We start from the raw sequence: 15434 nt of genomic DNA on the forward strand, positions 1-15434 counted from the left end.
TGTTGGGAGGATGAGACCTCGATTCTAAATCGCCAAAGGCATTTCGTTGGAATGGTCGTGCTTGCGATTAACCCAACGTAGACCAAACATGGCGATGATCGACATTGCCATCATCAAACAACCAAGTGGCATTTGATCTTGTGCTGGGAAGAAAGAAGCCAATAGCGTCGCGATACCCGCACCTAGGTTCTGCATGCCACCCAAAATCGCACCGCCCGTACCGGCATGGTATGGGAATGGTGAAAGTGCACCAGTTGTTGCTGCTGGGAACAAAATGCCAGCGCCCAAGAAGTAGATGGTTGCACCACCAATCAGGGTCAACGCCGTTGTTAGACCAAACAGACCTGGAATTAGCACGACTGCAGAGCCAACTAAGATAGCCACTAGTCCTACATTCAGAGCTCGGCGCTCAGAGCGACGTTGCGCGATGTAGCTCGACAAGCCTGCACCGACTAGGTAACCCGGAATCGGCAAGACAAACAGCAAGCTTACTGTGGTTGCTGGTAAACCAAGTACACCACCCAGTAGTACACCTGCTGCCGCTTCAAATACTGCAACGCCTGCGAACGTAGCAACCAACACCAATAAGAAACCTTGGAAGCGTTTGTCTGAAAGTACGAACTTGTAGCTCTTCGCAACAGATTCATGTTTGCGACGCTCTTTCGGCAAAGTTTCCATCATGCTTGTCATCATGGTGATCACTACTGCGATACCAAACAGTGCAAGGAATAAGTAGCTAGAACGCCAGCCGAAAGCTTCTGTTAGGTAACCGCCAAGTACTGGCGCAATCAATGGTGAGAAAATCACGCACATGCTGATCAAGCTGTTTGCACGGTGCAGTTCTGCGCCTTCAAAGCAGTCACGAGTCAATGTACGAGACATTGCACCACCACAGCCGATACCTAAACCTTGGATAAAGCTACCTGCTAGGAACCATTCGTACTCATGAGCGAACAACGCCACCAAGGTACCAAGAATGTAGATGATCAAGCCTGCAACGATGATTGGTTTGCGACCAAGACGATCAGAAAGCGTACCGTACACAAATTGTGATAAACCGTAAGGGATCAGGTAACATGCCATCACAGCTTGAAGTGAAGACGCTGATACCAAGAACTCACCCGCCATATGACCGATAGAAGGCACGTACATCGTTTGAGTCATTTGACCTACGGCAGTCAGAATTGCGATTAAAAAGGTAAGTTTCGCTAATGGAAACGAGGCAGACATTTGCGTATCTCTCCAGAAATTTAAGACGTAAAAAGCCTTAGCGCTCCATATAGGAGAGCCAAATAAACAAAGTAATTAGGGAATCTAGGCGCGAGATATTAGAGCTTGAGTGCCGACTTAGCAATCAAAAAATGTGAAGTTGAGCAAGATAAAAATCTATGATTTGGATTAGAAAAACTAATCCACTTTTTGTGGTGAGTAAAGCACAAAAAAGGGAGCTGAAGCTCCCTTTTAAATACCGTGATGACTTTGAACAAACTTACGTTATTCGCGACCTGACGCGTAGGCGTAAAGTAGCTCAAGTGCGATGGTCGCACCAGCCAATGCTGTTACATCACTGTGGTCGTAAGGCGGAGAGACTTCCACCACATCCATACCCACGATGTTCATGCCAGCGAAACCACGAATGATCTTCAGAATTTTATCTGAGTTCAAGCCGCCACAAACAGGCGTACCTGTACCTGGTGCAAACGCAGGATCCAGACAGTCGATGTCAAAAGTGACATACACTGGCTTATCCGCAACCGTGCGACGAATCTCTGCCAGAATCTCTTCCACTGACATGTCGTTCGCTTGCATCGCGTTGATGACATTGAAGCCGTGATCTTGTTGGTCATATTCAGTACGAATACCAATTTGAACTGAGTTCTTCGCAGAAATCAGACCTTCTTTTGGCGCATGGTAGAACATAGTACCGTGGTCGTAAGAACTGCCGTTTGCGTAAGTGTCCGTGTGCGCATCGAAGTGAATCAGTGCCATTTGACCATGGTGTTTTGCGTAAGCACGTAGGATTGGTAGCGTGATGAAGTGGTCACCACCCAAGCCTAGCATTGTCTTACCACTCTTTAGAATCTCACTTGTTGCCGCTTCTAGACGGTAAGTGAAATCTTCCGCGTCACCACAATCGAATACAAGGTCACCTGCGTCGATCACTTTCAATTTATCAAATACGTTGAAGTCCCAAGGGAACTTCTTGCCTTCCCAAGCAAGGTTTACTGACGCACGACGGATCGCATCTGGTCCCATACGCGCACCAGGACGACCAGAAGTCGCCATGTCCAGAGGAACCCCTAGCACCACAACGTCTGCGTCTGCCGATACTGGATTTTTGATGTACGGTCGACGTAGAAACGACATAGAGTTGGAGTAAAGCGAATAATCGGTTTTCGTAAACAAATCATTCATATCAGAAGTCCTCTAAATAGGTGTAGCCCGCCAAACCTTGTTCTAGTTCAGCTAGGATTTGTTCTTGTTCACTGGCTTCAACGCGCGCTGAAACCAATTGTTTGTAATTGTCACGAATCGCATCTACGTCGATGTGAACGTAGCGCATCATGTCTTCTACGCTATCACCTTCGTTGATGTAGCTGATCTCAAATTGACCTTCTTCATCAACATTGACTACTGCACTGTGGGTGTCACCAAATAGGTTGTGCATGTCACCAAGGATCTCTTGGTATGCGCCTACTAGGAAGAAGCCCATTAGGTACGGTTTGTCGTTGCTCCATGCTGGTACTGGTAGTGTGCTCTCAATGCCTTGGCCATCAACGTAATGGTCAATTGCGCCATCGGAGTCACAAGTGATGTCCAACATCACCGCACGACGCTCTTCTACATCACCAAGACCAGAAAGCGGCAGAACAGGGAATACCTGATCAATACCCCATGCATCTGGCAGGGATTGGAAAAGAGAGAAGTTCACGAAGAACTTGTCTGCAAGACGTTCGCTCAACTCATCCAAAATAGGACGGTGGAAACGGTTCTTGGTACTCATTTGGCGACTTAGCTCGAAGTAAATGCGCAGCGACAGTTGCTCGGCCCACGCACGTTGTTCAAGGTTCAGTACGCCAGTAGCGAATTGTGAGTGAACCTCAGCCAAATCGCTTTGGGTATCGTTGTAAATTTCAATTAATGCACGCGCATCCGTACCATCTTGCAGGTTCTCCCAGTTTCGCCACATGTTTTGTAGCAAGAATGGAGCGTCTGCAGCTGGCTCGAACACTTCTTCCGGTTGGTATGTTTCAGTACCAATAACGTTAGAAATCAACACCGCGTGGTGTGCAGTCAAAGAGCGACCCGATTCAGAGATGATCACTGGCATCGGTTGTTCGTACTGCTGACACACATCACCGACGGTATTTACGATGTTGCGCGCATATTCTGCAAGGCCATAGTTCATCGAGTTCGAAGATTGGCTACGCGTGCCGTCGTAGTCTACTGCTAAACCGCCGCCAACATCGAAGTAATCAATGTTTGCACCCATGGCACGTAATTCACAGTAGAAACGTGCTGATTCGTTTACACCATTACGCACGTCACGGATGTTTGCCATCTGTGAGCCAAGGTGGAAGTGAACCAATTGCATGGTGTCCAGTTTGTCTTCGCGTTTTAGACGATCAATCACGCTCAATACTTGAGACGCAGATAGGCCGAACTTCGATTTCTCACCGCCGCTTGCTTGCCATTTACCCGCACCTTGAGATGCAAGGCGGATACGCAAGCCAAGACGTGGTGTTACGCCCAAGCTTTTTGCTTCTTCAAGTACTAGATCAAGCTCAGATAGCTTCTCTAGTACGATAAATACTTTGTGACCTAGCTTTTCACCGATCAGTGCTAGACGCACATATTCACGGTCTTTGTAGCCATTACACACGATCACGGAGCTGCCTTGTTGAGCCAGTGCAAGTACTGCCAATAGCTCTGGCTTACTGCCTGCTTCAAGACCCAGCTGTTTATTTTCTAGCTGTGCTTGGCTTGCTAAGATCTCATCAACCACTTCACGCTGTTGGTTTACTTTAATTGGGTACACCAACAGGTATTTGTTTGGATATTGGTATTCTTCAATCGCTTGGTTGAAAGCTTGGCAAATGCCATGCACGCGTTGGTGTACGATTTGTGGGAAGCGCACTAACACAGGCAGATTTAACTGCTTAGCTTCTAGTTCATTTACAATCGCACTGAAAGGGATTTGGTGTGCACGGTCACTACGAGGAGATACGTATACCTCGCCTTGGTCATCAATTCCGTAGAAGCCTTGGCTCCAGTAGTGAACGTTGTAGTCCGCGCGGATGCGGTCTAATTTAGTTGCTTTTTCCAACTCGATTCTCACAAAAATGTATTTAAGCCCTCATTGGAAATAGAGGAGAAAATACAAAAAAGCAAATCATGAGGCGCTAACCTCATACCCTGACACGAACTCCGTGTGCGCGCATTAACGGATAAAACCCAACCAGAGTCTAATGATTAAAATTTGTGCTTTCGATTAACAACTGTTGTTGATGGTTGGTGTAAACATTTATTTAACAGACTGTCCATTCTGCTGTTATAGTTGGTCTGACCAGTAAGGATTTGGTCGACAAAAAATAAGAACAAAGACTCAACAAAACAAGGACATGTTTTGCAGCTGCACAGAATTCAGGGATACATCCAAACCATGTATCTCGCCGAGTATCCAGACAAATTGATGCTGCTTGATGGCGCAAGTCGAGCGGATATTCCTCACCTCAAAGATTTTATCGAGCATCAGCTCAATCGCCCGTTCACCGACCTAACACTGGTTGTCGTTACCCACATGCACCCAGACCACGCTGGTGCGGCGCACAAACTAAGAGATTTGACGGGCTGCAAGCTATTGGCAGCCAAACGAGATACACATTGGTATGGCGGTTTTGATGGTTGGCTAATGCATCTTACGGATTTGATTTTGGCACGTTGGATGGCGAACCGAATGCGCAAACCCAAGCGCAACTTATGGTATTCGCGAAAACTAAAGCCAGATATTGAGCTGGTGGATGGAGAGATGATTCCCGGTTTTGCTGATTGGCAGATATTGGAAACACCGGGGCATACCGACAGGGATTTATCGGTTTATCACGCCGAACAGAGTGTGTTGTACGTAGCGGATTTAATGGTGCAGGTAAAAAGCCATTTGATCGCGCCATTTCCTATCTTTCATCCCAACCAATATCGAAGCTCGTTAAAGCGCGTTTTTGAGATGAAACCAAGCTGTTTATTGGCGGCACATGGGGGAGAGGTTGAGTTTGATGAAGACGCGTATCAACACATCATCAATACCGCTCCGGTTAGACCCATTACGCATTGGCGAGTAACGAAGATAAAACTGAAAGGATTAATGCGTTCTGTTCTGAAAAGGAAGAACGATAGACAGGAGAAGGGCAGCTAGAAAATCAGAGAAGAGCCAGATGAGCGACCACGGAGTTCGCTCATCTGAAGCTACGGGGATTATGGAGCCAATAAGTGAGATTGGCTCGGGTCTACCAGAACTTTGTCTGCCATACCCTGACGACCTAGCAACATCATGTAGGTCATCTTTTCACGGTTAGTCAGCGTGATGTCGATAGGCCACTCTTGGTCGCCCATGCGTAGCATCGTTGTGATCACGCAGCGGTGTTCGAAAGTACCGTTTGATGATTTCACTTTGCGGTTCGCCTTCAGTGGAGCTTTACAGCGAACCACTTGTTCTAAGTGGTAAACATCTGGGTGTAGATCGAATTCTACGTATGACTGACCGTCTTGCTCAGTGCACTCTAGATTATCTACGTGCAGAGAAGAAGTCTGTGCGCCTGTATCAATACGCGCTTCAAGGTGAGTAATCCCTAACTCAGGTAAGCAAATTGCTTCGGCGTTCCCAATGATCATTTTCTGATTCATAGTGTCATCCTAGCGATGAGTGATAAAGAGAGCCTAGTCTATAGGCTCCCACTCAAACAATTATCAGCCTTTACCGCGAGTACGGTTAGCGTTTGGTTTTGCGTTCTTCTCGATGAAGTCGAAGATCATACCTGCAACGTCTTTATCTGTTGCAGTTTCGATACCTTCAAGACCTGGAGAAGAGTTCACTTCCATCACAACAGGACCGTTTTTCGATTGAAGAATATCAACACCACATAGGTTTAGACCCATGACTTTCGCTGCGTTGATTGCGGTTGCACGCTCTTCTTTGGTTAGTTTCACTAGCTGAGCAGAACCTCCGCGGTGAAGGTTAGAGCGGAACTCACCTTCTTTTGCTTGACGTTTCATTGCTGCGATAACCTTGTTACCTACAACGAAGCAGCGGATATCCGCACCATTTGCTTCTTCAATGAACTCTTGCACCATGATGTTCGCTTTTAGACCCATGAATGCTTCGATAACGCTTTCTGCCGCTTTCGTTGTTTCAGCAAGTACAACACCGATACCTTGAGTGCCTTCAAGTAGCTTGATAACCAATGGTGCGCCACCAACGTTTTTGATCACGTCTTGAATGTTATCAGGGTGGTGAGCAAAACCAGTACGAGGCAGGCCAATACCTTTGCGTGATAGCAACTGCATAGAGCGTAGCTTGTCACGAGAGCGGCTGATTGCTACTGACTCGTTCACACAGAATGTGCCCATCATTTCAAACTGACGTACAACCGCAGTTCCGTAGAAAGTGATAGATGCACCAATGCGTGGAATAACCGCGTCATACTTTGGCAATTCTTCACCCATGTAACGAATCTTAGGGTTGTTACTCGTAATATCCATATAACAGTGCAGAGTATCGATCACATCAACTTGATGTCCGCGCTCTTCACCCGCCTGCTTTAGGCGCATGGTTGAATATAGATTCTCATTACGAGAAAGAATAGCAATACGCATGGCAATTCCTTAGTAAGTCAGTACCAAATTAAAAATGTAAGTATAGAGTATAGTGAGTGGGTGTAATTGATGTGACAGAATCCACTCTCTTCAGCGACTTAGAATTGTGGTTGGACAACCACGTCGTCAGAGGTGCGAACCTTAGGGCGTTTTCTCAGTAGATGAAAACGAAAAAATATCGCCGATACGACAAAAATAATTTATCGAACTCTCACGCCTTGCTGCATGCGACTGTCAAGGGAATGAAAAAGAAAAATGAGTCAAAATTTCATCAATTTACTATGGCACAAATCACAAAAAAGCGGCCATTCAGCCGCTTTTTGTTATTGAACTAAGTAATGACTTAAGAAGAGTTCAGCCGTTTGGGTGGCTAAAACCCTAGATTCTTCCAAGGTTAGCGAAGCTCGTATCCCCATCAATTGTGGCCAGAATGCGCTGCCTTTAATTAAGTTGTGCAATTGAATGCTCGCCACGTCCACATCATCAACCTTCAATGTGTTTTTTTCTGATTGCTGAGTGAGCCAACGGTACAAGGCCGTTTCTTGCTTCGACATGTGTTCCGCTTGTTCTTTGAGATCTTCCGGCTTAAACAAGAAATGTCCGAAAGCCACTTTCGCCAGTTCAATATAGTCAGGTGCGGTTACCACGATAATTTCGCTGTACAACAATTCGACCAGTTGATCTTTGAGAGGGAGTGTTGGTAAACGTTCAATGTCGCTATCCATCATTGAAGAACGCCATAGTTCGGTTAGTAACTCTGTCACGATCGCTTCTTTAGAAGGGAAATGGTTGTAGACCGTGCGCTTAGAGACTTGCGCGATAGCAGAGAGCTTATCCATGCTGGTGTTTTGCACCCCAAACTCTTGGAACGCTTGCTTTGCTGCGCACAGGATGGCTTCTCTTTTGGTCTCACTGCGACCTTTTCTTTTTACATTCATAAGCTTGCCGAGTTAAGAAGATCATTTCTGGATCTATTTTACACTAAGTAGTTTACTTTTGATAATTAGAATGTAAACTGCACCGTGTAGTTTACTTTTGTTCGGGTTAACTTTTTATGAAAAAAACTTTGCTAGCCACAGTAGGAGCGTTCGCGATGGGTACATCAATGATTTCTTGTTCTAATGTTGATACTGAAAAAGCGCCAACATACCCGGACAAATTTGCAAACACAGAGTTGGAATACAAAAGCAGCTTGGGTGACATGTTCGGCATCATGAAAGCCTACTTTACGACTGAGCGCCTCAATCCAACGCCAACGATTGAAATTCCGGTTCATGCAATGACTGCAAATCAACTGTTAGAAGAGCAAGATGATGTTATCTACCGTTTAGGTCATTCAAGTGTATTAATGAAGCTCGATGGCAAACTGGTGATGACTGATCCTGTATTCAGTGATCGCGCATCTCCTGTGCAATGGGCAGGGCCAAAACGTTTTCACCAGACACCAATCACGCTAGAAGATTTACCAAGTATCGATGTGGTGGTGATCAGCCATGACCATTACGATCACCTAGATAAAGCTTCTATTAAAGTGCTAGGCGACAAAGTGGGCACTTTCTTGGTGCCGTTAAAAGTCGGTCAGTTGTTAGTCAACTGGGGCGTACCTAAGGAGAAAGTGATCGAGCTAGATTGGTGGGAGTCACATTCTGTCGACGGTATTGAATATACACTGACTCCGACTCAGCATTTCTCTGGTCGAGGTTTGACAGATCGTGATACGACACTGTGGGGCAGTTGGGTTATTGATGCACAGCAACACAAAGTGTTCTTCAGTGGAGACTCTGGTTACTTCAATGGCTTTAAAGAGATTGGTGAAAAGTACGGTCCGTTTGATTTCACTATGATTGAAACCGGCGCATACAATGAACTTTGGTCAGACATTCACATGTTCCCAGAGCAAAGCGTTCAAGCACACATTGATGTGCAGGGCAAAGTGATGATGCCAATTCACAACAGTACGTTTGATCTGTCGATGCACGATTGGAATGAACCGATGCAACGCGCGTTAGACATTAGTGAAGAGCGCGGTGTAACGTTAGTGAGCCCTGAGATTGGTCAACGCTTGGCGATTGCGGAGCCTCAGCCTGCTAAGGCATGGTGGCAATAATGGCTGAGCTAAACAGCCAAAAGAATAGTTAAGTCACTTATTAGTAGTTACTTGGTAGTAGTTACGTGGTCAGGGATAAGGATAAAGGTGCGATGAAAGCAAAGTGGACGTTGTTACTTACATTAAGCATTCTGCCTACCTTCGCATTAGCAGAGGTAGAGCAAGATATCTCGACGTTGATAAAACGAGTTGAGCAATCCTCTTGCACCTTTATTCGTAACGGCAAGGCGTACACTAATCAAGAAGCGGCAGAACACATGCGCAATAAATGGGATTACGCCAAAGATGACGTTGATTCTGTGGATGTGTTTATAAAAGAGGTCGCGTCAAAGAGCTGGTTATCTGGCAAACCATATTGGGTGGATTGCCAAGACAAACGCATTACCAGCGAAGAGTGGCTAACTTCATTGATGAGCCCCACCAATCACATCCAATAATACTTCTTTAATGGTCTGGTATCGCAGCGGCAGTGTGCGGCTGCGTTTTCTCACCAAAAACAAATCTTCGTATACCGGTTGTTTTAACTCAGCCACATACAACTCTTCTCTTAGTGGAAAGCTCTCCACCGCACTGTAGGGCAAAACGGTAAACCCCAGCCCTTTGCTAACGGGCAATAGAATCTGACTGAGTTGGTTAACGTAGCCTGATAATGGCATGTCACTGACCTTGATCTCTTTGAGTAAAGGTTCTGCACATTGGTCGAAAAACAACGTCATATAATGTTCAGCATCTGGGTGACCAATCACGCCGCAACTTCGAAGTAGTTCAGGTGTTAACGTTTTTCCATGATAGGACTTTGGTAAGATCAGACACAGCGCCTCTCTGCCAATTTGTTCACTTTGGAAAACACTCTTGTTGGGAGAGTAAGTCACGATGCCCATATCAATACGGCCATCAGCAACCCCGTTGAGAATCGATTGATTCGGTGCCGCTTCCAAATGAATCGACAAGCCGCGATGCTGGGTTTGTTTTTCAAGCAGTGGATCAAACAGCATCAAGGCAAGTGCTCCGGAACAAGCCAGCTTGCAATGACCTGCAAAGGGATCATCGAAGCTCAGATCTTCCAGTAAGTTTTTCTCTTTCTCTTCCAACTCTAACGCGTAGGCATACACCATTCGGCCTTGCTCTGTCAGCTCAAAGCTTTTGTTCTCGCGCTTAATCAATGGGTGCTGACAAGCTTGCTCTAGCTTTTTGATGTGCTGACTGACACCAGGCTGGGTCATATAGAGCTTTTCTGCTGTCTGAGTAAAGTGGCCGACTTCGACAAGAGTTTTGAATGTGTGTAACCAAACTGGATTAAGCATAGGACGTTGTTTGCTCAGCGTTTATTAAAGAAAGCGTTTCGAGAGAAAGTGTAGAAATAATAGCATGATGCGTGGAATAACGCAGAGGAGGATGGTAAATGACAGGCAAAATAAAACCCCGCCTGGTTTCCCAGACGGGGCTTATTCTTTTTCGCAGCAATCCGGCTACTAATAGGTGCTCCCTGCATCTATCCTTGATTGTGGCTAAGTCCTTTAACCGAGTTCCTTGTTCATCGCCTTCCTAGCGGTGTCCATTCTTGCCTATCATCCTGACGGGCGAACTCTATCCTAGAGTTTAACTACATCCTTGCTGACAACTCATCCTAAGCTATCAAATCTTCATCCTGAAGATACCCAATCCTTTAGGCTTTTTTCCTGTTCCCGCCAACATCCTGTCGACACACTTAGTATTGTTGTTTTGCTGATTACTCTCAATCAGCTAGGTAAAAAAACTTTGGCAGCGAATATTGCTAAAAAAAGGATAATTATTAATTTTCAGTTAGTTAGGTTTGTTGTTCGATTTGTTCTTAGTCAAAAATGGTCGTTTTGCTTACATCGCTTGTGAGAGATCTCGCACAAGGTGACGAGCGAATGTACGAATCGGCGTCTTTTTCGTCTTGTTTAAGAGTTTGCTCAAGATCACAACTCGACTTGTAGCCATAAGATTTGGCGATGGTATTGGATGAAATTCCCATTTCCTTTATCGCAAACGCAGCCCACTCATTACGAGTTTTTTGCATGATCTGGCGCAGCTTGGTTTTAAAGTTACTCATAAAAGCTCCTTAGTTAGCTTGTCTTTACAAGAGAAGAATAAGGAGCGTGATGAGGCTTAGTTGGTAGTATGCCGCTCAATATCAATACTATTGAGGCGTGATGAAGAATATGTCGGTAATACTGATATTATTTGCGCGTGAAACAATACTATCTTGTGGGGTATCAAATGGCGCACATCGAAAAAGTACCGCAAAGGCCTGGTTTTTCTTGGCGCTACCGTCGTATTGATGAACCAGCGAAAGAATACGATTTCCATTTTCACGATGACGTTTTTGAGTTGGTCATCCACCGTCACTTTACGGGGACTTTGCACATTGGGCATCACGAGCTAGAGGTGACTCACAACCAGATGCTGTTAATTGCGCCGGGTGTGCCTCACTCTATTCACTCCACGTCGGTAGAAAGCAACTGTGAGACTCATGTGATTTGGTTTAAGCGTGAGTGGATCGCGAACCTAATGTTCTATTGTACTGAGTTACGCAAACTGGACCCGTTGTTGAAAGCCGCAAATAAAGGAGTGGTGTTCTCTGAGCGAACGGCACAGCAAGTCGTGGATCTTCTGCAAGAGTTGATGAAAGTGCCCGCGATGGAACAATTGTCGAGATTCATTCATATCTTATCTTTGGTTGCTCATGACGAAGCAGCAAAAACCTTGATGACCCATTCATACCTTTCGATGAGTGAACACGAGCAACAAGAAAGAGAGCGTGTCGCAAGTGTGAACGCGTATCTTGAGCAGCATTTTGCCAGCAAGGTGACATTAGCCGATTTAGCCAACTACTTGTCGTTGAGTGAAAGTGCGGTCACACGGTTGTTTCAAAAGCACTTTAAAGAGCCGTTTAGCCAACGCTTGATGAAGCTACGAATCAACCATGCCGCGGATTTGTTGCAATCGACTGAGCTACCAATAGGAATTGTGTTCGAACGAGTAGGTTATCGCAATCAAGCTTTGTTTAATCGCCATTTCAAGACCTACAAGGGGCTGACTCCGAGAGATTACCGACAGCATTACCAGCAGCGAATCCAACCTTAGTTTGAACATGTGCGTACTTTTGTTGTGTACTGAACTGGAATTTATGTGCAACTGGTATATTATTTGCTAGGTTATCTAAGAATCGTTATTAAGATTCGATGACAGGTTAAATAGGGAACTTGATTGCCATATTTCTGTCATAAGTGATGAGTAAGTTGACCGTATCAACAAGATAAAAGCAGGTTTACTGGTCAAAAAATGACTGCAACGCTTCTACTTTTATCATTATGTTGTGAAATTAGTCACGGTTAATTGATTCGTTCCTCGATAGATTGAAGGGGAATACAACCTTAGACAATAAGCTCAAGATGAGCGTTACCTATATAGATGAGGGAGATTGCTATGAAAAAGATGAGAAGAGCACAGTTGCATCGTGTACGTATTCAATATTGGAAAGACACAAAAACTGACGCTGCTAAAAAAGCATAGTTAACCACACTCGTGACACTGAGCTGGCAATGGACGGATGACCCTCCATAGAATGCCAGCTCTAAAATTATCTAGTACACTAACTCTTTCCAAATACCAAAGTTTCCCAATACCCCAAAACTATCCGCTTTCCAAGCCTTGGTGCATTCAGCACAAAATCATTGCCCAAAACGCAAAAAAGCCAGTCCGAAGACCAGCTTTCTCAATTATTTGTATTACGGAATGGCTCTGTAATTACAGGTAGTTTGCGTCAACCAATTCGCCAGCTTTTGCGCTGCTAACTTCTGGACGAGCTTGTAGCCAAGCCAAAACTTGTGCTTTTTGTTCTTCAGTCGCGCTTTCGTAACGCCCAGTTGAACATAGGAAGCCTTCAAACAGTTCAAGACCACCGCCGCCGAAACAAAGGTTTAGGCCATCAATGTAGTCGATAAACTCATCAACGAATGCATCGTAACGGTCGAAGTCGTTAATGTCTGTTTCACAGCTGATTTCAAAACCTAGGATAGCGAATTCGCCTAGGAATAGCTTTTTACGCAGACGACGATTTTTGTTATCGATTTTATCTAGTTTCATGATTATCTCTCGTGGATGATTTAAATGTTCTGAAGTAACCTCGCCCTTTAGGGGGATTTTGAAGTTACTTGAGTATAAACCTTATACCCCCAAATCTAGCTTAGCCCAAGCAAAATCGGGATTAGGTAGAATAGATGATGATCTTATAACATTTCCGAAACGCAAACTTCATAAAGATAGACTAAATCTGTCACTTTTATCTTCCAAAATTCCCCTCGCTTTACAAACCTATAATTCAACCTAACACTGGGAAAGCAACACCATGAGTAAGGAAACCTTCGACGCGAAGCGTTACAACCAGAGTAATAACAAGCCTTTTGAAGAAGTACTGGAAGCGAGCCTCTCTCGACGCAGTATCCTGAAAGGTGGTTTAGGTATTAGTGCAATGACCGCTTTTGGTGCATTTGGTTTATCTGGGTGCAACTCGTCTAGCTCGGGTACTTCAGCTGGGAATGGCTCTGGCGTTTCAAGTGCAGTCCTCAATTTTGATTCGATACCAGGTTCTCTGACGGATGCAGTTTCGATTCCGCAAGGTTATATGGCACAGGTATTAGTGCCTTGGGGGACACCTCTAAATGCACAAGGTAATGCTTGGAAAGACGATGGCAGCAATACGAGTGCTGATCAGCTCAATGCGCTTGGTATGCATCATGACGGCATGCATTTCTTCTCACTAAATGACAGTGATACTGATGGCTTGTTGTGTATTAACCACGAGTACATTGATACTTCAGCATTGCATCCAAGTGGTCCAACCGTTGTGGGCGGTGTGCGCACTATCGTCGACGAAGTTCGTAAAGAAATTAACGCACATGGTGTCTCTGTGGTTCGCGTTCAACTTGAAGACAACATGTGGAAGCTGGTGGATACTGACCCACTAAACCGCCGTTACACCGGTGCGACGGTCATGGACTTATCTGGTCCTGTGGCAAATACAGAATTGGCCGTGACTCGCTTCTCTCAAGATGGCAGCCAAGCACGTGGCACACTGAACAACTGTGGTAATGGTTTCTCGCCTTGGGGCACGTACCTAACGTGTGAAGAGAACTGGCCGGGTTACTTCGTCAACGCAGGTGTTCGCACTGAAGAGCAAGATCGTATTGGTGTGGATGATGAACGCACTCGCTATTTATGGGAAACGTTGGCGGGCAACACTGAGGAGCGTTTAGACGAGTTCACACGATTCAATGTAGAACCAACTGGCGCAAGTGCATTGGACGATTACCGTAATGAAGCGAACGGCCATGGTTACATCGTTGAGATCGACCCTTACACGCAAAACTCACGTGCGAAGAAGCGTACTGCACTGGGTCGCTTCCGTCATGAAGGTTGTACATTCGGTAAGCTTGAAGAAGGCAAACCAGTGGTATTTTACTCTGGTCACGACTCTCGCTTTGAGTACCTATACAAATTTGAGTCAGCGGCAGCGTGGGATCCAGCAGATGCTAATCCAGCGAACCGTTTAGCAACGGGCGATAAGTACATGGATGAAGGTACTCTTTATGTGGCACGCTTCAATGAGGACAGTTCGGGTACTTGGCTGCCATTGACGCTAGATAGCACGACTGTCTCTGGTGGTACGTTGGTTGATAGTTTCAATTCGTTAGCAGAAATCATTCTTAATACCGCGGGCGCAGCAGACCTTGTTGGTGCAACACCGATGGATCGTCCTGAGTGGTGTACCGTTGACCCGTTCACAGGTTCGGTTTATCTAACCCTAACGAACAATACCAAGCGTACAGACGAAACTAACCCAGCCAACCCACGTTTGAACAACAAGTTTGGTCATGTAATTCGCTGGGATGAAGGCGAAGCAGCAACAGACTTTACGTGGGATATCTTTGTGTTTGGTTCTCCAGCAAACGGTGATGCGGACACTAACCGTTCGAGCTTGACAGAGCTTAACCAGTTTGCGAGCCCAGACGGTTTGGCGTTTGATCCTCGCGGCATCCTTTGGATTCAAACGGATAATGGTGCAGATGAAGTGACGTCCTACACCAATGATCAAATGCTTGCTGTCGTGCCATCAAAACTGACAGATGAAAACGGCACGCAAGAGGTGATTGGTGCGGAGAACCAAGCGGAACTGAAGCGTTTCTTTGTTGGTCCTAACGGCTGTGAAGTGACTGGCTTTACCATCAGCCCAGATTACAAATCGCTGTTCGTGAACATTCAGCATCCGGGTAACTGGCCATACAGCGATAATGCTGCGGAAGAGACTCCAGCGGGGATGTCGATTCGTCCACGTGCCGCAACTGTGGTTATTCGCCGTGAAGACGGTGGTGAAATTGGTGTTTAACCAATAGGTCATATGACTGAAAATCGGGAATAAGAAAAGCCCTGT

Annotated in this window: 14 protein-coding genes; 5 read left to right on the plus strand and 9 right to left on the minus strand. The window is 45.6% G+C overall.

Annotation, left to right across the window (positions count from 1 at the left end):
- Positions 1-24: 24 nt before the first annotated feature.
- From emrD to speA, 3 genes are all read right to left on the minus strand, one after another.
- A complete protein-coding gene (gene emrD, locus KIV41_RS08990) occupies positions 25-1230 on the minus strand; it encodes a multidrug efflux MFS transporter EmrD (RefSeq protein ID WP_252042268.1) in 1206 nt (401 codons plus the stop codon).
- A gap of 264 nt (positions 1231-1494) precedes the next feature.
- A complete protein-coding gene (speB, locus tag KIV41_RS08995; RefSeq protein WP_005432598.1) occupies positions 1495-2415 on the minus strand; it encodes an agmatinase in 921 nt (306 codons plus the stop codon).
- Between the two features lies 1 nt (position 2416).
- Positions 2417-4327: an arginine decarboxylase gene (speA, locus tag KIV41_RS09000; RefSeq protein ID WP_009705121.1), complete on the minus strand. Its 1911-nt coding sequence runs from the start codon at positions 4325-4327 to the stop codon at positions 2417-2419.
- Positions 4328-4663: 336 nt separating this feature from the next.
- Between speA and KIV41_RS09005 the strand changes: the two genes are divergently transcribed.
- Positions 4664-5413, plus strand: a complete 750-nt coding sequence (locus KIV41_RS09005) for an MBL fold metallo-hydrolase (protein WP_285336243.1) — start codon at positions 4664-4666, stop codon at positions 5411-5413.
- A 59-nt stretch (positions 5414-5472) separates the two neighbouring features.
- On the opposite strand, the gene KIV41_RS09010 is transcribed toward KIV41_RS09005, so the two are convergent.
- The 3 genes from KIV41_RS09010 to KIV41_RS09020 all read right to left on the minus strand — a co-directional run bounded on the left by KIV41_RS09010 (position 5473) and on the right by KIV41_RS09020 (position 7808).
- Positions 5473-5901: a RimK/LysX family protein gene (locus tag KIV41_RS09010; RefSeq protein WP_005432588.1), complete on the minus strand. Its 429-nt coding sequence runs from the start codon at positions 5899-5901 to the stop codon at positions 5473-5475.
- 63 nt (positions 5902-5964) lie between these two features.
- Entirely contained in the window at positions 5965-6870 is a 906-nt protein-coding gene (rimK, locus tag KIV41_RS09015; protein WP_005453290.1) for a 30S ribosomal protein S6--L-glutamate ligase, read from the minus strand.
- A gap of 323 nt (positions 6871-7193) precedes the next feature.
- Entirely contained in the window at positions 7194-7808 is a 615-nt protein-coding gene (locus KIV41_RS09020; protein WP_285336114.1) for a TetR/AcrR family transcriptional regulator, read from the minus strand.
- Positions 7809-7963: 155 nt separating this feature from the next.
- Between KIV41_RS09020 and KIV41_RS09025 the strand changes: the two genes are divergently transcribed.
- Complete coding sequence (locus KIV41_RS09025) at positions 7964-8977, plus strand: MBL fold metallo-hydrolase (RefSeq protein ID WP_285336245.1); 1014 nt, start codon at positions 7964-7966, stop codon at positions 8975-8977.
- A gap of 92 nt (positions 8978-9069) precedes the next feature.
- Positions 9070-9414, plus strand: coding sequence for a DUF5329 family protein (locus KIV41_RS09030; protein ID WP_285336115.1), 345 nt, complete (start codon positions 9070-9072; stop codon positions 9412-9414).
- Here KIV41_RS09030 and KIV41_RS09035 read toward each other — a convergent pair.
- Positions 9382-10281, minus strand: coding sequence for a LysR family transcriptional regulator (locus KIV41_RS09035; protein ID WP_038896566.1), 900 nt, complete (start codon positions 10279-10281; stop codon positions 9382-9384). The two genes, KIV41_RS09030 and KIV41_RS09035, sit on opposite strands and share 33 nt — an antisense overlap.
- 527 nt (positions 10282-10808) lie before the next feature.
- A complete protein-coding gene (locus KIV41_RS09040; protein ID WP_285336116.1) occupies positions 10809-11054 on the minus strand; it encodes a hypothetical protein in 246 nt (81 codons plus the stop codon).
- A 167-nt stretch (positions 11055-11221) separates the two neighbouring features.
- Here KIV41_RS09040 and KIV41_RS09045 point away from each other — a divergent pair, with 167 nt between their 5' ends.
- Positions 11222-12088, plus strand: a complete 867-nt coding sequence (locus KIV41_RS09045) for a helix-turn-helix domain-containing protein (protein ID WP_005438244.1) — start codon at positions 11222-11224, stop codon at positions 12086-12088.
- A 663-nt stretch (positions 12089-12751) separates the two neighbouring features.
- Here the strand turns inward: KIV41_RS09045 and KIV41_RS09050 are convergent.
- The gene (locus tag KIV41_RS09050; RefSeq protein WP_010453251.1) at positions 12752-13090 is read right to left on the minus strand and encodes a YggL family protein; all 339 of its coding nucleotides are present in this window, start codon (positions 13088-13090) and stop codon (positions 12752-12754) included.
- 262 nt (positions 13091-13352) lie between these two features.
- Between KIV41_RS09050 and KIV41_RS09055 the strand changes: the two genes are divergently transcribed.
- The gene (locus KIV41_RS09055) at positions 13353-15389 is read left to right on the plus strand and encodes a PhoX family phosphatase (RefSeq protein ID WP_285336117.1); all 2037 of its coding nucleotides are present in this window, start codon (positions 13353-13355) and stop codon (positions 15387-15389) included.
- The last annotated feature ends 45 nt before the right edge of the window (positions 15390-15434 follow it).

The sequence above is a fragment of the Vibrio sp. D401a genome, from assembly GCF_030248515.1.
Lineage (GTDB): Bacteria > Pseudomonadota > Gammaproteobacteria > Enterobacterales > Vibrionaceae > Vibrio > Vibrio rotiferianus.

Bases quoted from the DNA above. Each gene is read 5' to 3' on its own strand.
- emrD (WP_252042268.1), bottom strand. From the start codon at position 1,230: ATGTCTGCCTCGTTTCCATTAGCGAAACTTACCTTTTTAATCGCAATT.
- speB (WP_005432598.1), bottom strand. From the start codon at position 2,415: ATGAATGATTTGTTTACGAAAACCGATTATTCGCTTTACTCCAACTCT.
- KIV41_RS09005 (WP_285336243.1), top strand. From the start codon at position 4,664: ATGTATCTCGCCGAGTATCCAGACAAATTGATGCTGCTTGATGGCGCA.
- KIV41_RS09010 (WP_005432588.1), bottom strand. From the start codon at position 5,901: ATGAATCAGAAAATGATCATTGGGAACGCCGAAGCAATTTGCTTACCT.
- rimK (WP_005453290.1), bottom strand. From the start codon at position 6,870: ATGCGTATTGCTATTCTTTCTCGTAATGAGAATCTATATTCAACCATG.
- KIV41_RS09020 (WP_285336114.1), bottom strand. From the start codon at position 7,808: ATGAATGTAAAAAGAAAAGGTCGCAGTGAGACCAAAAGAGAAGCCATC.
- KIV41_RS09025 (WP_285336245.1), top strand. From the start codon at position 7,964: ATGGGTACATCAATGATTTCTTGTTCTAATGTTGATACTGAAAAAGCG.
- KIV41_RS09030 (WP_285336115.1), top strand. From the start codon at position 9,070: ATGAAAGCAAAGTGGACGTTGTTACTTACATTAAGCATTCTGCCTACC.
- KIV41_RS09035 (WP_038896566.1), bottom strand. From the start codon at position 10,281: ATGCTTAATCCAGTTTGGTTACACACATTCAAAACTCTTGTCGAAGTC.
- KIV41_RS09040 (WP_285336116.1), bottom strand. From the start codon at position 11,054: ATGAGTAACTTTAAAACCAAGCTGCGCCAGATCATGCAAAAAACTCGT.
- KIV41_RS09045 (WP_005438244.1), top strand. From the start codon at position 11,222: ATGGCGCACATCGAAAAAGTACCGCAAAGGCCTGGTTTTTCTTGGCGC.
- KIV41_RS09050 (WP_010453251.1), bottom strand. From the start codon at position 13,090: ATGAAACTAGATAAAATCGATAACAAAAATCGTCGTCTGCGTAAAAAG.
- KIV41_RS09055 (WP_285336117.1), top strand. From the start codon at position 13,353: ATGAGTAAGGAAACCTTCGACGCGAAGCGTTACAACCAGAGTAATAAC.